Below are 21636 nucleotides of genomic sequence, written 5' to 3' on the forward strand. Positions count from 1 at the left end.
ATTATCGCCCCGTCCGTTCGCGACTGATGCGCGCCAGCCACTCAGAAATCAGCAGAGAAATTAACGCCAGCACTATAGAAATAATGCATAGCCTTGCCGCCGCGCTTTCGCCGCCCGGGGTCTGGATCAGGGTGTACATCGCTGAAGGAATGGTGCGAGTTTCGCCAGGAATATTGGAAACGAAGGTAATCGTCGCGCCGAACTCGCCAAGCGAGCGGGCGAACGCCAGTACCGTGCCGACGATAATTCCCGGCAGCATCAGCGGTAAAGTAATAGTCAGGAATACGCGCCAACGGCCGGCCCCCAGCGTGCGGGCAGCCTGCTCCAGCTTGACGTCCACCCCTTCGAGCGCCAGACGGATGGCCCGCACCATGAGCGGGAAGGACATCACCGCCGCAGCCAGAACCGCGCCGCGCCAGCTAAAAGCAAACGTAATACCAAACCAGTCGTACAAACGCTCGCCGATAAATCCGCGCCGCCCCATGGCAACTAACAACAAATAGCCGACCACTACCGGTGGCAGAACCAGCGGTAAATGCAGCACGCTGTCGAGCAGTGCTTTACCCGGAAACTTGCAACGCACAAGCAGCCAGGCAAAGAAGATCCCAAACGGCAGGCTAAACAGCACGGCCAGGGAAGAAACTTTCAGGCTCAGTATAACGGCCTGCCATTCAGGATCGCTGAGTATCATTACTTGGTCGTAAATCCATAACGTTTAAAGATTTCAGCAGCCTGCGGTCCTTTCAGGTAATCATAGAACGCGCTGACCGTTGCGTTTTTGTGCCCATCAACAATCGCGATAGGGTATTCCACTTTTTTGTGTGAATCTTCCGGGAAAGTCGCGACAACTTTAACACCTTTGCTGGCTACAGCATCGGAACCATAGACGATCCCCAGCGGCGCCTCATTGCGTTCTACCAACGCCAGAGCACCGCGTACGTCTTCAGCAGGAGCCAGTTTCGGCGCCAGGGTATCCCATGCACCCAATTTTTGCAGCGCTTCTTTGGCATAAATGCCCGCCGGAACATGTTCCGGGTCGCCGACAGCCAGACGCCCGCCGTTCAACAGACTGGTCCAGTTGGTTTTACTGTCGATGGCAAACTCTTTCTGCTCGCTCGCTTTCGGTGCCACAACTACCAAGCTGTTACCGAGCAGTGTTTTACGCGATGCGGTATCGATAGATTTTTTGTCTACCGCATAATCCATCCATTTCTGATCGGCAGAAATAAACAGATCGGCGGGTGCGCCCGCTTCAATCTGGCGCGCCAGCGTAGAAGAAGAAGCAAAAGAGGAGACAACATCCACGTTCTTCTCTTTTTTATACTGTGCAGCAATGTCCTGCATCGCGTTAGTCAGCGAAGCCGCGGCAAAGACTGTGATTTTGCCTTCATCCGCCAATGCATGTCCGGCAACAGAAAGAGAGAGTGTTGCCCCTGCAAACAAGCGTAACCATGTACGTGCCATCTGTAACTCCTTTGAGTTTCGTTATGTACGCAGCAATATAACGATTAATTCAAGATTTTCCCAGTGGTTATTGATACCCATCAGAGGTTACATAAAGAAATTATCGGCAGGAAAAGCAGGATCTTGAGAAAACAAAAACGCCCGACAGAGCGGGCGTTTGGGGAATCCGTTTGGGAAATCAATGATTCTGTTTGGACTGATCTTTCTGACCGATACCGGAGAAAATGTTGAACACTTCACCCAGTCCGTAAATCAGCCCCAGAATGATGGCCATTACCACAGGAACCATGATTACGGCGAATACCAGACTTTTCAATAACTCTAACATGATCAACTCCAGATATAGTCCTTAGCTGTATTTTAACTGCATAACACAGAAATGCACTCCCCTTTTGTGCGGTCAGCTATGCGTGCGCGCGGTTTTCCGTCACAATATCCTTTTTGCCAGGAGCTTGATATGCAGGCCGAAATCCTTCTTACCCTGAAACTTCAGCAAAAGCTATTTGCCGATCCCCGCCGCATTTCGCTACTTAAGCACATTGCGCTTTCCGGCTCTATCAGTCAGGGCGCGAAGGATGCGGGTATCAGTTATAAAAGCGCCTGGGACGCCATTAACGAGATGAACCAGCTCAGTGAGCAGACGCTGGTAGAACGAGCCACCGGCGGTAAAGGTGGCGGCGGTGCGGTATTAACCCGCTACGGCCAACGCCTGATCCAACTTTATGATTTACTCGCACAAATTCAACAGAAAGCGTTCGATGTCCTGAGCGACGATGACGCACTGCCGCTGAATAGTTTGCTGGCGGCCATCTCCCGTTTTTCACTGCAAACCAGCGCCCGTAACCAATGGTTTGGCACCATTACCGCACGCGACCACTCCCAGGTTCAGCAGCATGTCGATGTCCTGCTGGCCGATGGTGAAACACGACTGAAAGTCGCGCTGACGGCACAAAGCGGCGAACGTCTGGGACTGGATGAAGGTAAAGAAGTGCTTGTCCTGTTGAAAGCACCGTGGGTGGGGATCACCCAGGACGACGCTATCGCCCAGGCGGCCGATAACCAACTGCAAGGTACCGTCAGCCATATTGAGCGTGGCGTTGAACAGAGTGAAGTGTTAATGGCGCTGCCGGATGGCCAAACGCTGTGCGCCACGGTTCCGTCTGACGACGCTGCGACGTTACAAGAAGGCGCTAACGTCACCGCTTATTTCAACGCCGATAGAGTGATTATCGCCACGTTATGTTGAGTCGATTGACATCGGCTCGCAGAACACGTATCCCTGTTATTCATCGCTGCAAAAAATGGGATACAAAATGTCATCGTTGCAAATTTCGCAAGGCACGTTTCGTCTGAGCGATACAAAAACGCTTCAGTTGAATACGTTAACGTTGAACGCGGGGGATAGCTGGGCGTTTGTCGGTTCTAACGGCAGTGGGAAATCCGCGTTAGCGCGTGCACTGGCGGGTGAATTGACGCAGTTAAAAGGCGAGCGCCACTGTCAGTTCACGCGTATCACCCGACTCTCCTTTGAGCAGCTGCAACAGCTGGTCAGCGACGAATGGCAGCGTAACAACACCGATCTCCTCAGTCCCGGTGAAGATGACACCGGACGCACTACAGCAGAAATTATTAAGGATGAGGTCAACGATCCCATCCGTTGTGCCGCACTGGCGCAGCAGTTTGGCATTGCTCATCTACTCGACAGACGTTTCAAATATCTTTCTACCGGTGAAACGCGTAAAACCTTGCTCTGTCAGGCGCTGATGTCTGAACCGGAATTGCTGATCCTTGATGAGCCGTTTGATGGACTGGACGTTGTATCACGTCGTCAGTTAGCGGATTTGCTCGCCACGTTGAATCGGTCGGGTTTTACGCTGGTGCTGGTTCTCAACCGCTTTGATGAAATTCCTGAATTTGTGCAGTTTGCCGGTGTACTCGCGGATTGCACCTTGACTGAAACCGGTGAAAAAGCGGGTTTACTGCACCAGGCGTTGATAGCGCAACTCGCGCATAGCGAGCAGCTTGCGGGCATTCAGTTACCCGAACCCGATGAACCATCGGTACGCCGCACATTGTCTGATAACGAGCCGCGTATTGTGCTCAACGATGGTGTCGTCTCGTATAACGATCGCCCCATTCTGCATCGCCTGAGCTGGCAAGTTAGCCCTGGCGAACACTGGCAAATTGTCGGTCCAAATGGCGCGGGGAAATCCACCCTACTCAGTTTAATCACCGGCGATCATCCACAGGGCTACAGTAACGAACTGACGCTGTTTGGTCGCCGTCGCGGCAGCGGTGAAACAATCTGGGATATTAAGAAACACATTGGCTATGTCAGCAGCAACCTGCATCTGGATTACCGCGTGAGTACCACAGTACGCAACGTGATCCTCTCTGGCTACTTTGATTCAATCGGTATCTATCAGGCAGTTTCTGACCGACAACGCAAGCTGGTACAGCAGTGGCTGGACATTCTGGGCATCGATAAACGCACCGCCGACGCGCCGTTCCACAGTCTTTCCTGGGGCCAGCAGCGGCTGGCACTGATTGTTCGCGCGCTGGTTAAGCACCCTACTTTATTGATCCTCGACGAACCCTTGCAAGGGTTGGATCCGCTCAATCGCCAGCTGATCCGCCGCTTTGTTGATGTGCTAATTGGCGAAGGTGACACTCAATTACTTTTCGTTTCTCACCACGCCGAAGATGCACCAACCTGTATAACTCATCGGCTGGAGTTTGTGCCTGACGGCGATATTTACGCCTATCGACAGACATCCCTGCGCTAATTTTCATTCCAGGGCGTGTAAACGCGCCCATTTTTCTGTATTTTTTTCAGATAAAAGTGGCATCCATTACACAAACTGATGATTTATAATCGAATAATTAACTCTGCGTGATTAAAACACCGAAGTGTAAACGATTCCACTAATTTATTCCATGTCACACTTTTCGCATCTTTGTTATGATATGGTTATTCCATACCATAGGCTTAACGGAGCGAATTATGAGAGTATTGGTTACAGGTGGTAGCGGTTACATAGGAAGCCACACGTGTGTGCAATTGCTGAAAAACGGTCACGACGTGGTGATCCTTGATAACCTCTGCAACAGTAAGCGCAGCGTACTTCCCGTTATCGAGCGTTTAGGTACAAAACATCCGACCTTCGTTGAAGGGGATATCCGCAACGAAGCGCTGATCACCGAAATTCTCCACGATCACGCCATTGATACGGTCATTCACTTTGCCGGTCTGAAGGCCGTGGGTGAATCGGTTGCCAAGCCGCTGGAATACTACGACAACAACGTCAACGGTACTCTACGTCTGGTAAACGCGATGCGCGCCGCCAATGTTAAAAACTTCATTTTTAGCTCCTCCGCGACCGTTTATGGCGATCAGCCGCAAATTCCTTACGTTGAAAGCTTCCCTACCGGAACACCACAAAGCCCATACGGCAAAAGCAAACTGATGGTCGAGCAGATCCTGACCGATCTGCAAAAAGCCCAGCCAGAGTGGAGCATCGCCCTGCTGCGCTACTTCAACCCGGTTGGCGCACATCCGTCAGGTGATATGGGTGAAGATCCGCAAGGCATTCCCAACAATCTGATGCCTTATATTGCTCAGGTTGCCGTTGGCCGCCGCGAGTCACTTGCCGTATTTGGCAACGACTACCCTACCGAAGATGGCACCGGCGTTCGCGATTACATCCACGTGATGGATCTCGCCGACGGGCACGTTGTCGCCATGGAAAAACTGGCAGGTATTCAGGGTGTGCATATTTATAACCTCGGTGCGGGTGTCGGCAGCAGCGTACTGGACGTGGTCAACGCCTTCAGCAAAGCCTGCGGTAAACCTATTAACTACCATTTTGCCCCGCGCCGAGAAGGCGATCTCCCGGCCTACTGGGCAGATGCCAGCAAAGCCGATCGCGAACTGAACTGGCGCGTAACCCGTACACTGGACGAAATGGCGCAAGACACTTGGCACTGGCAGTCACGCCATCCGCAGGGATATTCGGATTAAGGACTAATCATGACGCAATTCAATCCTGTCGATCATCCACACCGCCGCTTTAACCCACTTACCGGGCAGTGGATCCTTGTGTCACCACATCGCGCAAAACGCCCCTGGCAAGGAGCGCAGGAAACCCCGTCTAAACAGGTGCTTCCCGCACATGACCCGGACTGCTTCTTGTGTGCAGGCAATACCCGCGTAACCGGCGATAAAAACCCGGATTACGCCGGTACCTACGTCTTTACCAATGATTTTGCGGCGCTGATGTCCGACACACCGGACGCGCCGGACAGTCACGATCCGTTGATGCGCTGTCAGAGCGCGCGCGGTACCAGTCGCGTCATTTGCTTCTCGCCCGATCACAGCAAAACGCTGCCAGAACTCAGCGTGCCTGCGCTGACGGAGATTGTGAAAACGTGGCAGGAACAGACCGAAGACTTAGGGAAGATCTATCCCTGGGTACAGGTCTTTGAAAATAAAGGCGCGGCGATGGGTTGTTCAAACCCGCATCCGCACGGACAGATTTGGGCCAACAGCTTCCTGCCCAACGAAGCTGAACGTGAAGACCGCCTGCAAAAAGCTTATTACGCCGACCAGGGCAAACCGATGCTGGTCGATTATGTCCAGCGTGAGCTGGCAGACGGCAGCCGCACGGTGGTGGAAACCGAGCACTGGCTGGCGGTTGTGCCTTACTGGGCAGCGTGGCCGTTCGAAACACTGCTGCTGCCGAAAGCGCATGTGCTGCGTATTACAGATTTGACCGACGAGCAACGTGCCGACCTGGCGCTGGCGCTGAAAAAGCTGACCAGCCGTTACGACAACCTGTTCCAGTGCTCATTTCCCTACTCTATGGGCTGGCACGGCGCGCCGTTTAATGGCGAAGAGAATCAACACTGGCAGCTGCACGCACATTTCTATCCGCCGCTGCTGCGTTCTGCGACCGTGCGTAAATTTATGGTCGGTTACGAAATGCTGGCGGAAACCCAGCGCGACCTGACGGCAGAACAAGCCGCTGAACGTCTGCGTGCGGTCAGTGACATCCATTTTCGCGAATCCGGAGTTTAAAAATGAGTCTGAAAGAAAAAACACAATCTCTGTTTGCTGAAACCTTTGGCTACCCTGCCACTCATACGATCCAGGCTCCGGGGCGCGTCAATCTGATTGGCGAACATACCGATTATAACGACGGCTTCGTCCTGCCTTGCGCCATCGATTATCAAACTGTCATAAGCTGTGCGCCGCGCGACGATCGTAAAGTCCGCGTGATCGCCGCTGATTACGACAATCAGATTGATGAGTTCTCACTCGATGCGCCGATTATCGCGCACGATAGCCAGCAGTGGTCAAACTATGTGCGCGGTGTGGTAAAACACCTGCAAAAGCGCAATAACGCCTTTGGCGGTGCAGATCTGGTGATCAGCGGTAACGTGCCGCAGGGCGCAGGCTTAAGCTCTTCTGCGTCACTGGAAGTCGCCGTGGGCACCGTATTCCAGCAGCTTTATCATCTGCCGCTCGACGGCGCGCAGATTGCCCTGAACGGTCAGGAAGCTGAAAATCAGTTCGTTGGCTGCAACTGCGGCATTATGGATCAGCTGATTTCTGCGCTGGGCAAGAAAGATCATGCGCTGCTGATTGACTGCCGTACGCTAGGCACCAAAGCAGTTTCTATGCCTGAAGGCGTCGCGGTGGTGATCATCAACAGTAACTTCAAGCGTACGCTGGTCGGCAGCGAGTACAACACGCGCCGTGAACAGTGCGAAACCGGTGCGCGTTTCTTCCAACAGCCTGCGCTGCGTGATGTCAGCCTTGACGCATTCAACGCCGTCGCACATGAGCTGGATCCGATCGTTGCCAAACGCGTACGCCACGTGATCACAGAAAACGCCCGCACCGTAGAAGCCGCACAAGCGCTGGCAAAAGGCGATCTGCTGCGCATGGGCCAGCTGATGGCGGAATCTCACGCTTCCATGCGCGATGATTTCGAAATCACCGTGCCGCAAATTGATACCTTGGTAGAAATCGTTAAAGCGACCATTGGCGCCCAAGGCGGCGTGCGCATGACCGGCGGCGGCTTCGGCGGTTGCATCGTGGCGCTGATCCCAGAAACGTTGGTTCCTGCTGTACAGCAGGCTGTCGCCGCACAGTACGAAGCGAAAACCGGTATCAAAGAAACCTTCTACGTCTGTAAACCTTCACAAGGAGCCGGACAGTGCTAAACGAAATTCCCGTTATGGCCCCCGATGGCCAGCCGTTTCGCCTACTGACCCTGCGTAATGACGCAGGGATGGTGGTCTCGCTCATGGACTGGGGTGCGACGCTGCTGTCGGCCCGCATTCCGCTCAGCGATGGTAGCGTGCGCGAAGCGTTGCTCGGCTGCGCCAGCCCGGAACAATACCCGGAACAGGCAGCATTTCTTGGAGCTTCGATTGGCCGCTACGCGAATCGTATCGCTAACAGCCGTTACACCTTCGCCGGCGAAACCGTTGAACTGCTGCCAAGCCAGGGTGAAAACCAGCTGCACGGTGGGCCGGATGGTTTCGATAAACGTCGCTGGCAGATTGTGAATCAGAACGATCGTCAGGTACTGTTCGCGTTGACCTCAGACGATGGCGACCAGGGCTTCCCTGGCCACCTTTGTGCGACAGCGCAGTATCGTCTGACTGACGATAATCGTATTTCAATCACCTACCGCGCGACGGTGGATAAGCCCTGCCCGGTGAATCTGACCAACCACGTTTATTTCAACCTCGACGGTGATGCAACCGATGTCCGTCAGCATAAGCTGCAGATCCTCGCCGATGAGTATCTGCCGGTTGATGAGATGGGTATCCCACACAACGGACTGAAGCCGGTGGATGGTACCTCGTTTGATTTCCGCGTAGCGAAAGTTATCGACAGCGAATTTTTGGCCGATGACGATCAGCGAAAAGTAAAAGGTTACGATCACGCTTTCCTGCTACAGACACCAAGCGATGCCCGCAAACCGATCGCGAATCTGTGGTCGCAGGACGAAAAACTGAAGATGGAGGTCTACACCTCTGCCCCAGCATTGCAGTTTTATTCTGGGAACTTCCTCGGCGGCACGCCATCCCGTGGCCCGCAAGCCTACGCCGACTGGCAAGGTCTGGCGCTGGAAAGCGAGTTCCTGCCGGACAGTCCGAACCATCCGGAATGGCCGCAGCCAGACTGCTTTCTGCGTCCTGGCGAAGAGTACGCCAGCGTGACGGAATACCGATTTATTCCAGCCTGACAGCTAATCGTGACGAGCCCGATATTGGGCTCGTTGTTTATTGCTCTCACCCAAACTGCTCAAAACCCCACCACCAAAAGACAAAATCGCAACCTTGAATTCACAAGAACCTTACACTGTGCCGGTATTTTCGCTATGGTTATGCGTAACCATTGCCGCTGACGCATTACGGCAATATAATGAGAATTATTATCATTAAATATGATTTATAGGAGTGAGTGTATGGCTGTAACTAAGCTGGTTCTGGTACGTCACGGTGAAAGTCAGTGGAACAACGAAAACCGCTTTACCGGTTGGTATGATGTGGACCTGTCCGAGAAAGGCGTCGGCGAAGCAAAAGCGGCAGGTAAACTGCTGCGAGAGGAAGGCTACAGCTTCGATTTTGCTTATACCTCTGTGCTGAAACGTGCCATCCACACCCTATGGAACGTGCTGGACGAACTGGATCAGGCATGGCTGCCGGTTGAGAAATCCTGGAAGCTGAATGAACGTCATTACGGCGCTCTGCAGGGTCTGAATAAAGCTGAAACCGCTGAAAAATACGGTGACGAGCAGGTTAAGCAGTGGCGTCGTGGCTTCGCGGTCACCCCACCTGAGCTGACCAAAGATGACGAGCGTTATCCGGGTCACGATCCGCGTTATGCCCAACTGACCGACAAAGAGCTGCCGGTAACCGAAAGCCTGGCGCTGACCATCGATCGCGTTATCCCTTACTGGAACGAAACCATTCTGCCGCGCATGAAAAGCGGTGAGCGGGTGATTATCGCCGCTCACGGTAACTCTCTACGTGCGCTGGTGAAATACCTGGATAACATGGGCGAAGATGAAATTCTGGAACTGAACATCCCCACCGGCGTACCGCTGGTGTATGAGTTCGACGAAAACTTCAAGCCGATCAAACGTTACTATTTAGGTAATGCTGATGAGATCGCAGCAAAAGCTGCGGCCGTTGCCAACCAGGGTAAAGCGAAGTAATTTCTTCGTTGCACATAAAAAAGCGCGGATAATCCGCGCTTTTTTTGTCTCTCAGAGAGGCTAGCCTTTAACCGCGACGCGCTTTGACCGCATTCGCCAGCTGGCGCAGTACAGCGTCAGTATCTTCCCAGCCAATGCAGGCATCGGTAATGCTCTTACCGTAGGTCAGCGGCTCACCGCTATCCGGGTTCTGATTGCCTTCGACCAGATGGCTTTCGATCATCACACCAATAATCGCTTTTTCTCCACCGGCAATCTGTCCGCAGACGTCTTTTGCAACATCCATCTGCTTTTTGAACTGTTTGCTGGAATTGGCATGGCTAAAATCAATCATCACTTGCGCAGACAAGCCAGCTTTAACCAGTCCTTCTTTCACGTCGGCTACGTGCTGAGCACTGTAGTTCGGCTCTTTGCCGCCGCGCAAAATGATATGGCAATCGCCATTACCGCTGGTATTCACAATCGCAGAATGACCCCATTTGGTCACGGACAGGAAGCAGTGCGGCGCACCAGCGGCGTTGATGGCATCAATAGCGACTTTAATAGTGCCATCAGTACCATTTTTAAAACCAACCGGGCAGGACAGACCGGACGCCAGTTCACGGTGAACCTGAGACTCCGTCGTGCGTGCGCCGATCGCCCCCCAGCTCATCAGGTCCGCAAGATATTGCGGGGTGATCATATCGAGGAATTCACCCGCAGCCGGCAAACCGCTATCATTGATATCCAGCAGCAGCTTACGCGCAATGCGCAGACCATCGTTGATCTGGAAGCTGTTATCCATGTGCGGATCGTTAATGAGCCCCTTCCAGCCTACGGTAGTACGCGGTTTTTCAAAATAAACGCGCATGACGATTTCAAGCTCGTCTTTTAGCTCTTCACGCAGCACCAACAGGCGAGCAGCATATTCTTTGGCGGCTGCCGGATCATGAATCGAGCACGGCCCAATCACCACCAGTAAGCGATCGTCGCTACCTTTCAGAATTTTATGGATAGCCTTACGGGCGTGCGCCACCGTGTTTGCGGCATTTTCAGTTGCAGGGAATTTTTCCAGTAGTGCGACTGGCGGTAATAACTCGTTGATCTCTTTAATGCGTAAATCGTCGTTCTGATAATTCATGATTATTCCAGCGTTGCCATACTTATATAAATGAATGCAATCCCTCCAATCTATATCTTCAGTTATGAAGTGTAAACGGGGTTTTACACTTTGGACGGATTAATCCTGGAATCAGCCAAAAAAACGCAATAAAGTAGCGAAAAACGAGATCTAAACTACAATTTTTAACTGCAACAGCTTATTTTTTCATTAATTTCAATATTCTATGCTGGTTTTAATTTTCAAATTGAAATATTTAACCACCCACTGAGGATTTAACTGGCACATGCACTGTTGGAAGAGGTTATCCGACATATCGACCATAACAGGAGCATATTATGTATATGACAAAGCTGGCCTCACTCTTTCTTACTGCCACTCTTAGCCTCGCCAGCGGCGCGGCGTTGGCTGCAGACACAAACACGCAGTCAAACAACGGTCAGGCAAACTCTTCGGCAGATGCCGGTCAAATAGCACCGGACGCACGCGAGAACGTTGCACCGAATAATGTCGACAACAGCAACATTAATTCAGGTGGCACCATGCTGCATCCGAACGGTTCGTCGATGAATCATGAAGGGATGTCCAAAGACGAGATGCACAAAAATTCAATGTGCAAAGACGGTCGCTGCCCGGATATCAATAAGAAGGTAGAGACTGGAAACGGCATCAACAATGATGTAGATACCAAAACCGACGGCACCACCCAGTAAAGCTGAAAATATGGCTAATAACGGGAGAGCAAAAGCTCTCCTTTTTAATTTTGTAAGCCCAAACCCGGTATGATGTCATACAGTAATGATGAAAATAACAAAGGGATGACATTATGGCGCACTCACATACTCATACTTCCCCTGAACAATCCAAGGACAATAATGCCCGCCGACTGCTGTTCGCCTTCTGCATTACGGCTGGATTTATGCTCGTTGAGGTGGTTGGCGGAATACTGTCAGGCTCGCTGGCGCTGTTGGCGGATGCTGGACATATGCTTACGGATGCAGCAGCACTGCTTTTTGCGCTACTGGCTGTCCAGTTTTCTCGCCGTCCGCCAACCATCCGACACACCTTCGGCTGGCTGAGACTCACGACGCTGGCCGCGTTTGTGAACGCTATTGCACTGGTGGTGATCACGATTTTAATTGTCTGGGAGGCGATAGAGCGCTTCTACACGCCAAGACCAGTGGCAGGCGGCATGATGATGGTTATCGCCGTTGCGGGTTTACTGGCTAACATCCTCGCCTTCTGGGTGTTGCATCGCGGAAGCGAGGAGAAAAACCTCAACGTTCGCGCAGCGGCCCTGCACGTGATGGGAGATTTACTGGGTTCGGTCGGTGCCATCATCGCAGCACTGATCATTATCTGGACCGGCTGGACTCCGGCGGATCCGATCCTGTCGATTCTGGTTTCCGTGCTGGTGCTGCGCAGCGCCTGGCGTTTATTGAAAGATAGCGTGAACGAATTACTGGAAGGCGCGCCGCTGGCGCTGGATATTCCCACGCTGCAGCGCCACCTCAGCCGGGATATTCCCGAAGTTCGCAACGTGCACCATGTACATGTCTGGATGGTGGGTGAAAAACCGGTGATGACGCTGCATGTGCAGGTGATCCCACCGCACGATCACGACGCATTGCTGGAGCGTATTCAACATTTTCTTATACATCACTACCAGATTGAACACGCAACGATCCAGATGGAATATCAACCATGTAATGGGCCGGACTGTCACCTTTATCAGGGACTGTCCGGCCATTCACATCACCATCACTAATGGGATAGTGCGCGTGAACCGCGTTCGCGCGCGCTGTTAATCCACATCCTGCTGCCGTTAAGTGCGATAACGGTGAGGATCATGTATTCCAGCGACATTGCGTACACACCTTGCAGGGCGAAGATCACCACGCTTATCACGTTAATGATCACCCACAGCAACCAGTTTTCGACGTATTTACGCGTCATCAGGATCATCGCCACAATCGACAATACCATCATGCAGGAATCCCAGAACGGGAATGCATCGGGCTGCAATTCGGGCACCGCAACCTGTAATCCTAACCCTTGCATAATGTTCACCGCCATGCGGGTCAGAAACGCGAAGACCGGATCGATAAATGCCGTCATCAGGCCAATCGCCACTACGCAAGCCACCAACAAGCTTAGCGCTTTCGGCAGAGGCAGCCAGCGAATTTTCAGTTCCGCTTCATGCTGGCTTGTTTGTCGGGACCAGGCATACCAACCGTAGATATTGGCGGCAAAAAAGAACACCTGTAATAACAAGCTGGCGTAAAGCTGAATCTGAAAGAAGATGATCGCAAACAGCGTGACGTTTATCAGACCAAAGAAGTAGTTGCTGATTTTCTCCAGGCTTGCCAGGCCAATGCACAGCAAACCGGCAACAGTCCCTACCGCTTCAATCCATGACAGGTCGTACCCCCCCGCACCAATCGGGATATGAACCAAAATATTCTGCGTGCTAAAAAAATCCATCTTTTCCCCCAGAGCAATGATTTATTTAAGCTCGTAGTGTAGCCGCAAACTCCAGCATGCGGTTTAACGGCAATAGTGCCCCTTCTCGCAGCGCTTCATCAACATGTATCTCATGGGCGGCCCCACCTTGCTCAAGGCCCTCAGCAATTGCCTTGAGGCCGTTCATCGCCATCCACGGGCAATGCGCACAGCTGCGACAGGTTGCCCCCTCGCCGGCCGTCGGCGCTTCAAGCAACTCTTTGTCTGGCACGGCCTGCTGCATTTTGTAAAAAATGCCCCGATCAGTCGCCACGATGAGCTGCTTATGCGGTAACGTTTTTGCCGCGTTGATAAGCTGGCTGGTTGAGCCAACGGCATCGGCCATATCGACTATTGCTTGAGGTGATTCAGGGTGCACCAGCACGGCGGCATCAGGGTATAGCCCTTTCATACGCGTTAATGCCTGAGTTTTGAATTCGTCATGGACGATACAGGCACCTTGCCAACAGAGAACATCGGCCCCGGTCTGTTTTTGGACGTAGTTGCCCAAATGCTTGTCCGGTGCCCAGATGATTTTTTCGCCTAAACTATCCAGGTGCTCAATAAGTTCAACCGCAATACTGGACGTCACCACCCAGTCAGCACGGGCTTTAACTGCAGCCGACGTGTTGGCATACACCACGACGGTGCGGTCAGGATGCGCATCACAAAACGCGCTGAACGCGTCGATTGGGCAGCCCAGATCGAGTGAACATTCCGCCTGCAGCGTCGGCATCAGAATGGTTTTTTCCGGGCTCAGAATTTTGGCCGTTTCGCCCATAAATCTGACCCCCGCCACCAGCAACGTAGAGGCTGAATGCTTTGAGCCAAACCGAGCCATCTCCAGAGAGTCAGAAATACAGCCGCCGGTTTCCTCGGCCAACTGCTGAATTTCAGGATCAGTGTAATAGTGCGCGACCATCACGGCATCGCGCTCTTTCAGCAGGCGTTTGATTTTCTCGCGATAAAATTGTTTTTCATCCGCGCTCAGCGGCAGCGGCTTTGGCGGAAATGGATAGATTGCGACTTCAGGGTCAAATATCACGCTCATCATGCTTTCTCGTTTTACTGGCTTAACGAAACAACCGAGTAAAAGCGTGACAAACGCCATAATCGGTTAGAATTGTTTTATATGCTAAACAAGATAACGGATTGGCGTAAAAAAGTCACAATAATTGCGTTTGATGGTGCCGGATGACAACTGGCGGGCGTGCAGGATGACTCGACTTCGTCTCGTCCTTCGGGACGTCGCCGTGAACGGCCCCGTTGTTTCGCTGCGCTCAACACCGAACCTGCTACAGGTTCGAATCCTAAATATTGCGCATAGCAAAAAGGCACCTTTAGGGCGCCTTTTTACACTGGTGGGGCGTGCAGGATTCGAACCTGCGACCAATTGATTAAAAGTCAACTGCTCTACCAACTGAGCTAACGCCCCCATATGGGGTTTACTACTTTACTCTTTTTCAGGAACCCACCGTGATATTGGTGGGGCGTGCAGGATTCGAACCTGCGACCAATTGATTAAAAGTCAACTGCTCTACCAACTGAGCTAACGCCCCATTCGGGTGTCGCCTGAAAGATTTTTTACTCGGAACCACCAAATAATTGGTGGGGCGTGCAGGATTCGAACCTGCGACCAATTGATTAAAAGTCAACTGCTCTACCAACTGAGCTAACGCCCCGAGTGGTGGGTGATGACGGGATCGAACCGCCGACCCCCTCCTTGTAAGGGAGGTGCTCTCCCAGCTGAGCTAATCACCCGATACTACGCTGGATACTGCTTACTGCTAAGTTAGTGGTGGGGCGTGCAGGATTCGAACCTGCGACCAATTGATTAAAAGTCAACTGCTCTACCAACTGAGCTAACGCCCCACTTTTTCTCGCCGCTTTCGGGCTGTTCGATATCCCTTGGCAACGGCGGCATATATTACTGATTTCAGATTTTAGCGCAACAAAAATTTCGATGTAAATAACTCAACTGCTTAGGAATCACACGACGCGACCAGAAATAACTCGATTTCTGGTCGCATGGTGTGCATTACATCGCGCCGAGGCGTTTTTGCGCTTGTTTCGCGCCATCAGTACCAGGGTATTTAGTAATAACCTGTTGATAAACCGCTTTGGCTTTTGCTGTATCACCTTTGTCCTGCATGATGACGCCGACTTTAAACATCGCGTCTGCAGCCTTAGGTGATTTAGGGAAGTTTTTAACTACCGATGCAAAATAGAACGCAGCATCATCTTTTTTACCCTTGTTGTAATTCAACTGTCCCAGCCAGTAATTCGCATTTGGCAGGTAAGTGGAATCAGGATAATTTTTGATGAAGTTCTGAAATGCCTCAATCGCGTCATCCTGGCGGGATTTATCCTGCACCAGCGCGATTGCCGCATTGTAATCGGTATTCGCATCGCCAGAGCTCGCTGGAACGCCTGACGTAGCTGCAGCACCTGCATTCGAGGCTGGGGCCGCTGCGCCGCTCTGGTCGCCACTTGCTGACTGTGCCGCAGGCGTACCACCGCTGCTAAGACTGTCCATCTGCGTCAAGATTTGCTTCTGGCGCTCAACAACCTGATTCAGCTGATACTGACTTTCCTGAATTTGACCACGCAGAGAATCAATATCGGACTGATTATCGGAGAGTTGTTGCTGAAGTTGGGTTAAAAGCTGACTGTGAGCGTTAGAAATACGCTCGAGTTGAGTGACACGGTCTTCGACCGAGCCTGAGCCGACACTACTGATTGGCGCCTGTGCAAAAGCGGCCCAAGGGGCCGCTATGCCAACCAGTAACGACAGACTCAACAAGTGATGTCTGAAGTTACTGCTCATGCAATTCTCTTAGTAAACCAGTACGGCACGACGGTTTTTGGAGTAAGCCGCTTCGTCATGACCCAGTACTGCAGGTTTTTCTTTACCGTAAGAAACGATGGAGATCTGGTCAGCAGAAACGCCTTTACCCTGCAGGTACATCTTAACGGCGTTCGCACGACGCTCACCCAGGGAAATGTTGTACTCAGGAGTACCACGTTCGTCCGCATGACCTTCTACGGTGACTTTGTAAGACGGGTTGCTACGCAGGAAGTTAGCGTGCGCATCCAGCATTGCAGCGAAGTCAGAACGGATATCGTACTTGTCCAGATCGAAGTAAACGATGTTGTTCTGCTGCAGCTGTTGCATCTGCAGACGCGCTTGCTCTTCGGAGGACATGTTGCCGCTGCCGTTTGCATCCATACCAGTGCCGGCACCCAGCATGCCTTCGCTGCCGTCATTGCTGGCGTTCTTGTTAGAAGAACATGCCGCAATAGCCATAACAGGCAGAGCAATCATCAGCCCTTTCAGCACTTTGTTCAGTTGCATTTCAATGATTCCTTTATTAATCAATTATTTATTATCACAGATACGGCGACCAGGCAGGGAATTTAACCTGACCATCGGTTGCCGGAAGACGCGCCTTGAAACGCCCATCTGTAGAAACCAAATTCAGCACGGATCCCATCCCCTGAGAAGAGCTGTAGATTACCATAGTGCCGTTAGGTGCCAGACTTGGCGTTTCATCCAGGAACGTTGACGACAGAACTTGTACGCCACCCGCTACCAGATCTTGTTTGGCAATGTGTTGCTGCCCACTGTTTGAGCTTACCATTACCATAAATTTACCGTCGCTGCTGACATCCGCATCCTGGTTTTGCGAACCTTCCCAGGTAATGCGCTGCGGAGCACCGCCGTTGACGTTAACTTTGTATACCTGCGGACGACCAGCCTGGTCAGAGGTAAAGGCCAGGTTTTGACTGTCCGGGAACCAAGTCGGTTCCGTGTTGTTGCTGCGACCATCAGTCACCTGACGGATTTGACCCGAACCAATGTCCATCACGTATAGATTCAGGCTACCGGTTTTCGACAGTGCAAACGCCAGCTTGCTGCCATCCGGAGAGAATGCTGGTGCACCGTTGTGACGCGGGAACGAAGCAACCTGACGCACAGCACCGTTAGATAATGTCTGGATGACCAGCGCAGAACGACCGCTTTCGAAGGTGACATATGCCAGCTTAGAACCGTCCGGAGACCATGCCGGAGACATCAACGGCTGCGGAGAACGGTGAACAACGAACTGGTTATAACCATCATAGTCAGACACGCGTAATTCATACGGGAACTGGCCGCCGTTGGTCTGAACAACATACGCGATACGGGTACGGAATGCGCCCTTAATACCGGTCAGTTTTTCAAACACTTCATCACTGGCAGTATGGCCTGCGTAACGCAGCCACTGCTTGTTCACTTTATAGGTATTCTGTGCCAGTACTGTTCCCGGCGCACCGCCGGTATCCACCAGCTGATAAGCCACGCTGTAGGAACCGTCCGGATTCGGCGTAACCTGGCCTACAACTACGGCATCAATACCCAGCGCAGACCAAGCAGCAGGCTGAACGTCTGCTGCAGTACCCGGCTGCTGCGGCAGCTTAGCACGATCTAACGGGTTAAATTTACCGCTGTTACGCAGGTCAGCGCCCACGATACCACCGATATCTTCAGGTGCAGCACCCGGCCCTGCCCACTGGAACGGGACAACACCAATCGGGCGTGCCGAGTCCACCCCTTGGGTGATCTCGATACGTACTTCTGCATGCAGCACCGCTGCCCACAGCATCAGAAAACCAAATGCTACTCGTAATGCCTGCTTCATCATATCTCCCTTATCTGGACGAAAAGCCCACGATAATTTAGCAGAATGTTAACAAACTCAAATACACAAAACTACCAGAACTCTGTCTCAACCTTAGACTGTTTTCGTCCGAAAACCCGGGAAAACGGTTACAGTTTAAAGTCCAGCTTGGCGTCTTTTATCTTTTCGTAAACAGCCTCGTTAGGCGGTTTAGGAATACTTGCCGATCTCGCCGCCGCTAACGCAGCCTGGCAAAGCGCAGGATCACCACCTTCAGATGTCACACTTTTCAATCGTCCATCTGGAGCAAGGTTAATATGCAATACGCATTGTTTCCCTTGGTAGAGGCCCGCATCAAACAGACGACTCTGAATCGCAACCTGAATTTGCTTCGCGTAAGCGCTGATATCAGCACCCGATGCACCACCGTTTGCGCCACTTGTACCACTATCTTTCGCCGGTTGTCCGCTACCTTTCGCTCCACCACCCGATTTCGGTGCATTCTTACCGGAGCTTAAGTCACCTAACAGATCGTCTACGCCAGAAGCTGCTGCTGCTTTCTCCGCAGCTGCTTTTTTGGCGGCTGCGGCTTTATCTGCCGCAGCTTTCTTATCGGCTGCTGCCTTTTCAGCGGCGGCGGCTTTCTTGTCTGCGGCCGCTTTTTCGGCTGCTGCTTTTTTATCAGCAGCGGCCTTTTCAGCAGCGGCAGCTTTCGCGGCAGCGGCTTTTTCAGCAGCGGCCTTCTCGGCTGCAGCTTGCTTAGCGGCTTCTGCCTGGGCTTTTTTCGCAGCGTCAGCCGCAGCCTTAGCAGCTTGCACTTCAGCGACTTTCTTCGCATCAGCAGCGGCTTTCGCAGCTTCAGCTTCAGCCTGTTTCTGTGCGTTCGCAGCCGCTTTCTTCGCAGCCTCTGCGGCTTGTTTCGCCTGAGCATCCGCTTTGGCCTTCGCTTCCGCGGCAGCTTTCGCCGCTGCTTCTTCAGCCTGCTTCTGTTGCTCCTGCGCTTTCGCCGCCGCGGCTTCAGCCTGTTTTTGCTGTTCCGTCTGTTCGCGCACTTTTTCCTGTGCGGCTAAACGTTCTTTTTCCAGCTGCTTCAGTCGCTCTTGCTCAGCCGCCTGCTTCTCACGAAGCTCCTCAGCCTGCTGCTGCGCCTGCTTTTCACGCTGTTCTTCCGCACGTTTCGCACTTGCCTGCTGCTGCTGTTGGCGATCGTACTGTTGAACAACGGCACCAGGATCGACCATAACGGCGTCAATAGACGAGCCGCCACCGCCGCCTGAAGCATCAATATGCTCATCGAACGAACTCCAGATCAGTGCCGCAAATAAAATGACATGCAGCACTGCTGAAATAATTATCGCCCGTTTGAGCTTGTCGTTTTGTTCGGTTGCCTTTGACACTCTCGGTTCCCAAAAAACTGTTCGCCTGTTACGCGCTCTCTTTCAAGCCAGGAATACGCAGACATCAGATTGGCTGCGTCATCAAGCCAACCGATTTCACGCCTGCACTGTGTAACAAGTTCAGCGCTTTAATTATTTCATCATAAGGCACGTCTTTCGCACCACCGATTAAAAAGACCGTTTTCGGATTGCTCTGCAGGCGGCTTTTCGCTTCCGCGATAACCTGCTCCGGCGGCAGTTGATCCATCCTGTCTTTCTCAACCACCACGCTGTACTGCCCAACACCGGAAACTTCAATAATGACCGGAGGCTCGTCGTTGCTGCTGACGGCTTGCGATTCGGTTGCATCCGGCAGATCAACTTCCACGCTCTGGGTAATGATCGGCGCCGTTGCCATAAAGATCAGCAATAGCACCAACAGTACGTCGAGCAGCGGTACAATATTGATTTCGGACTTGAGTTCGCGACGACCGCGTCCACGCGTTCTGGCCATGGTTTACCCCTTGTTGCTCTCGCTACTGGTAAACGCCTGGCGGTGCAGAATCGCGGTAAACTCTTCCATAAAGTTGTCGTAATTCAATTCCAGCTTGTTCACGCGCTGATTCAGGCGGTTGTAAGCCATAACCGCAGGGATTGCCGCAAACAGACCGATAGCCGTTGCAATCAATGCTTCTGCAATACCCGGTGCAACCATTTGCAGCGTTGCCTGTTTTACCGCCCCCAGGGCGATAAATGCGTGCATGATCCCCCAAACTGTACCGAACAGACCGATATACGGGCTGATCGAGCCGACAGTCCCGAGGAACGGAATATGCGTTTCCAGCGTTTCCAGCTCACGGTTCATGGAGATACGCATCGCACGGGATGCCCCCTCAACCACCGCTTCTGGCGCATGATTATTTGCCCTATGCAGACGCGCAAACTCTTTGAACCCACTGTAGAAAATTTGTTCAGAGCCCGCCAAATTATCACGACGCCCCTGGCTTTCCTGATACAGGCGCGATAACTCAATGCCGGACCAAAATTTGTCTTCAAACGCTTCTGCTTCACGTGAAGCGGCATTAAGAATACGAGTCCGCTGGATAATAATGGCCCAGGATGCGATTGAGAAACCAATCAAAATCAACATGATAAGTTTAACCAGAAGGCTTGCCTTCAGGAACAAATCAAGGATATTCATGTCAGTCACTGCTTAAACTCCGCGACAATAGACTTGGGAAGCGCACGAGGCTTCATCTTGAGTGGATCAACGCAAACAATCAGAACTTCGGCTTCATTCAGCACGGTGTTCTCTGCGTTGACAATGCGTTGCGTGAAAACCAATGAGGTGCCACGCATTGACGTAATTTCGGTTTGGACTTCGAGCATATCGTCAAGCCTGGCTGGCGCAAAATATTCCAGAGTCATTTTGCGCACCACAAAGGCTACACGTTCTGCCAGCAGCACTTGCTGACTGAAGTGATGATGACGCAGCATCTCTGTGCGTGCTCTTTCATAAAAAGCGACGTAACTGGCGTGGTAAACCACACCACCGGCATCGGTGTCTTCATAATAGACACGAACCGGCCATCGAAAAATATACTTATTCATTCTTACTGCCTCTTTGTTGGCTTCGCCCACTCACACCGGTCGCTTACCTTTGTAAGCTCCTGGTGACTCGCGTTTTTGCCGCCGCGATGCTTCAAGAATGTCGTTGTATATCGCGCTGTTTTCACTTTACATCCCGGTAATGCAACAAAAGGTTAGTGCTTTCAAACTTCGCTACTATACGCGCGGGAATGATGCTTTGGAATGGGAGAAAGTAAACGGAGAGTAAAAAATTATGGGCTTATGCAAGCCCATAAATATTTAAGGATGTTTCTTATTCAAAAGAAGAAGAAGATCAGACCAACCACCAGCACGATATCGGCTATCAGCGGGCAGAAGATGCCCTGCCAGTGCACCGCACGAGGACGAAATCCAACGCCGTGGATAATGCCGGCGCAGACCGCCCACATCAACAGGAGACCATGCCAGATTTCCAGATCGCTGGTTTTCGCTGCGAAGCGTGAGGGGTCCCAGAAGATACAACCTGCTAGCACTAACGCCATGACTAAAGAAAGCGCCCGTAACGGGCGCTTGTCCATCGCGTTATATTGCATCGCGATAATGTTGGTCATTAACTTTCTTCTTGTCCGGCTTTGCCTGCTTCTACGTGCTCAAGCGCCAGCGCTGTGATTATCCCAAATGCACAGGCAAGAAGCGTTCCCAAAATCCATGCGAAATACCACATTTTT

General features: G+C 52.1%; 24 protein-coding genes and 5 tRNA genes. 9 read left to right on the plus strand and 20 right to left on the minus strand.

Annotation, left to right across the window (positions count from 1 at the left end; all coding sequences use genetic code 11):
- Position 1 precedes the first annotated feature (1 nt).
- The 3 genes from modB to E4Z61_RS09795 form a co-directional block, all read right to left on the minus strand.
- Positions 2 to 691, minus strand: a complete 690-nt coding sequence (gene modB, locus E4Z61_RS09785) for a molybdate ABC transporter permease subunit (RefSeq protein WP_096757796.1) — start codon at positions 689 to 691, stop codon at positions 2 to 4.
- Positions 691 to 1464 (minus strand): molybdate ABC transporter substrate-binding protein, encoded by a 774-nt coding sequence (modA, locus tag E4Z61_RS09790; RefSeq protein WP_135322598.1) that lies wholly within the window; start codon positions 1462 to 1464, stop codon positions 691 to 693. Before modA ends, modB begins: the two co-directional genes overlap by 1 nt.
- Before the next feature lie 178 nt (positions 1465 to 1642).
- A complete protein-coding gene (locus tag E4Z61_RS09795; RefSeq protein WP_085047482.1) occupies positions 1643 to 1792 on the minus strand; it encodes an AcrZ family multidrug efflux pump-associated protein in 150 nt (49 codons plus the stop codon).
- A gap of 129 nt (positions 1793 to 1921) precedes the next feature.
- Here E4Z61_RS09795 and modE point away from each other — a divergent pair, with 129 nt between their 5' ends.
- The 7 genes from modE (at position 1922) to gpmA (ending at position 9701) form a co-directional block, all read left to right on the plus strand.
- A complete protein-coding gene (gene modE / locus E4Z61_RS09800) occupies positions 1922 to 2710 on the plus strand; it encodes a molybdenum-dependent transcriptional regulator (RefSeq protein WP_135322599.1) in 789 nt (262 codons plus the stop codon).
- Positions 2711 to 2777: 67 nt separating this feature from the next.
- Positions 2778 to 4250, plus strand: a complete 1473-nt coding sequence (gene modF, locus E4Z61_RS09805; RefSeq protein WP_135322600.1) for a molybdate ABC transporter ATP-binding protein ModF — start codon at positions 2778 to 2780, stop codon at positions 4248 to 4250.
- Between the two features lie 218 nt (positions 4251 to 4468).
- Complete coding sequence (gene galE / locus E4Z61_RS09810) at positions 4469 to 5485, plus strand: UDP-glucose 4-epimerase GalE (protein WP_135322601.1); 1017 nt, start codon at positions 4469 to 4471, stop codon at positions 5483 to 5485.
- A 9-nt stretch (positions 5486 to 5494) separates the two neighbouring features.
- Positions 5495 to 6541: a galactose-1-phosphate uridylyltransferase gene (gene galT / locus E4Z61_RS09815; RefSeq protein WP_135322602.1), complete on the plus strand. Its 1047-nt coding sequence runs from the start codon at positions 5495 to 5497 to the stop codon at positions 6539 to 6541.
- A 2-nt stretch (positions 6542 to 6543) separates the two neighbouring features.
- Positions 6544 to 7692, plus strand: coding sequence for a galactokinase (galK, locus tag E4Z61_RS09820; RefSeq protein WP_135322603.1), 1149 nt, complete (start codon positions 6544 to 6546; stop codon positions 7690 to 7692).
- Positions 7686 to 8726 carry a galactose-1-epimerase gene (galM, locus tag E4Z61_RS09825; RefSeq protein WP_135322604.1) on the plus strand — a complete coding sequence of 347 codons (1041 nt, stop codon included), beginning with the start codon at positions 7686 to 7688 and terminating at the stop codon, positions 8724 to 8726. The genes galK and galM overlap by 7 nt, the downstream gene beginning before the upstream one ends.
- A gap of 222 nt (positions 8727 to 8948) precedes the next feature.
- On the plus strand, positions 8949 to 9701 hold the full coding sequence (gene gpmA, locus E4Z61_RS09830; RefSeq protein WP_135322605.1) for a 2,3-diphosphoglycerate-dependent phosphoglycerate mutase: 753 nt from the start codon (positions 8949 to 8951) through the stop codon (positions 9699 to 9701).
- Between the two features lie 67 nt (positions 9702 to 9768).
- On the opposite strand, the gene aroG is transcribed toward gpmA, so the two are convergent.
- Positions 9769 to 10821, minus strand: coding sequence for a 3-deoxy-7-phosphoheptulonate synthase AroG (gene aroG / locus E4Z61_RS09835; RefSeq protein ID WP_135322606.1), 1053 nt, complete (start codon positions 10819 to 10821; stop codon positions 9769 to 9771).
- A gap of 317 nt (positions 10822 to 11138) precedes the next feature.
- Here aroG and E4Z61_RS09840 point away from each other — a divergent pair, with 317 nt between their 5' ends.
- Together E4Z61_RS09840 and zitB are read left to right on the plus strand one after the other, a co-directional pair.
- Positions 11139 to 11513 carry a YbgS-like family protein gene (locus tag E4Z61_RS09840; RefSeq protein ID WP_135322607.1) on the plus strand — a complete coding sequence of 125 codons (375 nt, stop codon included), beginning with the start codon at positions 11139 to 11141 and terminating at the stop codon, positions 11511 to 11513.
- 113 nt (positions 11514 to 11626) lie between these two features.
- Positions 11627 to 12568 (plus strand): CDF family zinc transporter ZitB, encoded by a 942-nt coding sequence (gene zitB, locus E4Z61_RS09845; protein ID WP_135322608.1) that lies wholly within the window; start codon positions 11627 to 11629, stop codon positions 12566 to 12568.
- Here zitB and pnuC read toward each other — a convergent pair.
- From pnuC to cydX, 16 genes are all read right to left on the minus strand, one after another.
- Complete coding sequence (gene pnuC / locus E4Z61_RS09850) at positions 12565 to 13284, minus strand: nicotinamide riboside transporter PnuC (RefSeq protein WP_135322609.1); 720 nt, start codon at positions 13282 to 13284, stop codon at positions 12565 to 12567. The two genes, zitB and pnuC, sit on opposite strands and share 4 nt — an antisense overlap.
- A 25-nt stretch (positions 13285 to 13309) precedes the next feature.
- A complete protein-coding gene (nadA, locus tag E4Z61_RS09855; protein WP_135324915.1) occupies positions 13310 to 14353 on the minus strand; it encodes a quinolinate synthase NadA in 1044 nt (347 codons plus the stop codon).
- Between the two features lie 308 nt (positions 14354 to 14661).
- Positions 14662 to 14737: transfer RNA gene (locus E4Z61_RS09860), tRNA-Lys, on the minus strand.
- 48 nt (positions 14738 to 14785) lie between these two features.
- A tRNA-Lys gene (locus tag E4Z61_RS09865) sits at positions 14786 to 14861 on the minus strand.
- Positions 14862 to 14908: 47 nt separating this feature from the next.
- A tRNA-Lys gene (locus E4Z61_RS09870) sits at positions 14909 to 14984 on the minus strand.
- Positions 14985 to 14987: 3 nt separating this feature from the next.
- Positions 14988 to 15063, minus strand: a tRNA-Val gene (locus E4Z61_RS09875).
- A gap of 35 nt (positions 15064 to 15098) precedes the next feature.
- Positions 15099 to 15174, minus strand: a tRNA-Lys gene (locus E4Z61_RS09880).
- A gap of 166 nt (positions 15175 to 15340) precedes the next feature.
- Positions 15341 to 16129, minus strand: a complete 789-nt coding sequence (cpoB, locus tag E4Z61_RS09885) for a cell division protein CpoB (RefSeq protein WP_135322610.1) — start codon at positions 16127 to 16129, stop codon at positions 15341 to 15343.
- 9 nt (positions 16130 to 16138) lie between these two features.
- Positions 16139 to 16657, minus strand: coding sequence for a peptidoglycan-associated lipoprotein Pal (pal, locus tag E4Z61_RS09890; protein ID WP_006685431.1), 519 nt, complete (start codon positions 16655 to 16657; stop codon positions 16139 to 16141).
- Positions 16658 to 16691: 34 nt separating this feature from the next.
- Positions 16692 to 17984, minus strand: a complete 1293-nt coding sequence (gene tolB / locus E4Z61_RS09895) for a Tol-Pal system beta propeller repeat protein TolB (protein WP_135322611.1) — start codon at positions 17982 to 17984, stop codon at positions 16692 to 16694.
- 128 nt (positions 17985 to 18112) lie between these two features.
- Entirely contained in the window at positions 18113 to 19360 is a 1248-nt protein-coding gene (gene tolA / locus E4Z61_RS09900; protein ID WP_135322612.1) for a cell envelope integrity protein TolA, read from the minus strand.
- 64 nt (positions 19361 to 19424) lie between these two features.
- On the minus strand, positions 19425 to 19853 hold the full coding sequence (tolR, locus tag E4Z61_RS09905; protein ID WP_135322613.1) for a colicin uptake protein TolR: 429 nt from the start codon (positions 19851 to 19853) through the stop codon (positions 19425 to 19427).
- A 3-nt stretch (positions 19854 to 19856) separates the two neighbouring features.
- On the minus strand, positions 19857 to 20549 hold the full coding sequence (tolQ, locus tag E4Z61_RS09910) for a Tol-Pal system protein TolQ (protein ID WP_135322614.1): 693 nt from the start codon (positions 20547 to 20549) through the stop codon (positions 19857 to 19859).
- Positions 20546 to 20950 carry a tol-pal system-associated acyl-CoA thioesterase gene (gene ybgC / locus E4Z61_RS09915; protein ID WP_045441116.1) on the minus strand — a complete coding sequence of 135 codons (405 nt, stop codon included), beginning with the start codon at positions 20948 to 20950 and terminating at the stop codon, positions 20546 to 20548. The genes tolQ and ybgC overlap by 4 nt, the downstream gene beginning before the upstream one ends.
- Before the next feature lie 275 nt (positions 20951 to 21225).
- Positions 21226 to 21519, minus strand: coding sequence for a cyd operon protein YbgE (gene ybgE / locus E4Z61_RS09920; protein WP_135322615.1), 294 nt, complete (start codon positions 21517 to 21519; stop codon positions 21226 to 21228).
- Positions 21519 to 21632 (minus strand): cytochrome bd-I oxidase subunit CydX, encoded by a 114-nt coding sequence (gene cydX, locus E4Z61_RS09925; RefSeq protein ID WP_071828905.1) that lies wholly within the window; start codon positions 21630 to 21632, stop codon positions 21519 to 21521. The genes ybgE and cydX overlap by 1 nt, the downstream gene beginning before the upstream one ends.
- Positions 21633 to 21636 lie beyond the last annotated feature (4 nt).

Origin of the sequence: Citrobacter tructae, from assembly GCF_004684345.1 — a bacterium.
In the GTDB taxonomy this organism is placed as follows: domain Bacteria; phylum Pseudomonadota; class Gammaproteobacteria; order Enterobacterales; family Enterobacteriaceae; genus Citrobacter; species Citrobacter tructae.

What these genes read in the sequence shown, in the direction of transcription:
- galE (WP_135322601.1), top strand. Translation starts at nt 4,469, where the DNA reads ATGAGAGTATTGGTTACAGGTGGTAGCGGTTACATAGGAAGCCACACG.
- modE (WP_135322599.1), top strand. Translation starts at nt 1,922, where the DNA reads ATGCAGGCCGAAATCCTTCTTACCCTGAAACTTCAGCAAAAGCTATTT.
- modB (WP_096757796.1), bottom strand. Translation starts at nt 691, where the DNA reads ATGATACTCAGCGATCCTGAATGGCAGGCCGTTATACTGAGCCTGAAA.
- cydX (WP_071828905.1), bottom strand. Translation starts at nt 21,632, where the DNA reads ATGTGGTATTTCGCATGGATTTTGGGAACGCTTCTTGCCTGTGCATTT.
- tolB (WP_135322611.1), bottom strand. Translation starts at nt 17,984, where the DNA reads ATGAAGCAGGCATTACGAGTAGCATTTGGTTTTCTGATGCTGTGGGCA.
- modA (WP_135322598.1), bottom strand. Translation starts at nt 1,464, where the DNA reads ATGGCACGTACATGGTTACGCTTGTTTGCAGGGGCAACACTCTCTCTT.
- aroG (WP_135322606.1), bottom strand. Translation starts at nt 10,821, where the DNA reads ATGAATTATCAGAACGACGATTTACGCATTAAAGAGATCAACGAGTTA.
- ybgE (WP_135322615.1), bottom strand. Translation starts at nt 21,519, where the DNA reads ATGACCAACATTATCGCGATGCAATATAACGCGATGGACAAGCGCCCG.
- nadA (WP_135324915.1), bottom strand. Translation starts at nt 14,353, where the DNA reads ATGAGCGTGATATTTGACCCTGAAGTCGCAATCTATCCATTTCCGCCA.
- pal (WP_006685431.1), bottom strand. Translation starts at nt 16,657, where the DNA reads ATGCAACTGAACAAAGTGCTGAAAGGGCTGATGATTGCTCTGCCTGTT.
- zitB (WP_135322608.1), top strand. Translation starts at nt 11,627, where the DNA reads ATGGCGCACTCACATACTCATACTTCCCCTGAACAATCCAAGGACAAT.
- E4Z61_RS09840 (WP_135322607.1), top strand. Translation starts at nt 11,139, where the DNA reads ATGTATATGACAAAGCTGGCCTCACTCTTTCTTACTGCCACTCTTAGC.
- galK (WP_135322603.1), top strand. Translation starts at nt 6,544, where the DNA reads ATGAGTCTGAAAGAAAAAACACAATCTCTGTTTGCTGAAACCTTTGGC.
- ybgC (WP_045441116.1), bottom strand. Translation starts at nt 20,950, where the DNA reads ATGAATAAGTATATTTTTCGATGGCCGGTTCGTGTCTATTATGAAGAC.
- gpmA (WP_135322605.1), top strand. Translation starts at nt 8,949, where the DNA reads ATGGCTGTAACTAAGCTGGTTCTGGTACGTCACGGTGAAAGTCAGTGG.
- galT (WP_135322602.1), top strand. Translation starts at nt 5,495, where the DNA reads ATGACGCAATTCAATCCTGTCGATCATCCACACCGCCGCTTTAACCCA.
- cpoB (WP_135322610.1), bottom strand. Translation starts at nt 16,129, where the DNA reads ATGAGCAGTAACTTCAGACATCACTTGTTGAGTCTGTCGTTACTGGTT.
- E4Z61_RS09795 (WP_085047482.1), bottom strand. Translation starts at nt 1,792, where the DNA reads ATGTTAGAGTTATTGAAAAGTCTGGTATTCGCCGTAATCATGGTTCCT.
- pnuC (WP_135322609.1), bottom strand. Translation starts at nt 13,284, where the DNA reads ATGGATTTTTTTAGCACGCAGAATATTTTGGTTCATATCCCGATTGGT.
- tolR (WP_135322613.1), bottom strand. Translation starts at nt 19,853, where the DNA reads ATGGCCAGAACGCGTGGACGCGGTCGTCGCGAACTCAAGTCCGAAATC.
- modF (WP_135322600.1), top strand. Translation starts at nt 2,778, where the DNA reads ATGTCATCGTTGCAAATTTCGCAAGGCACGTTTCGTCTGAGCGATACA.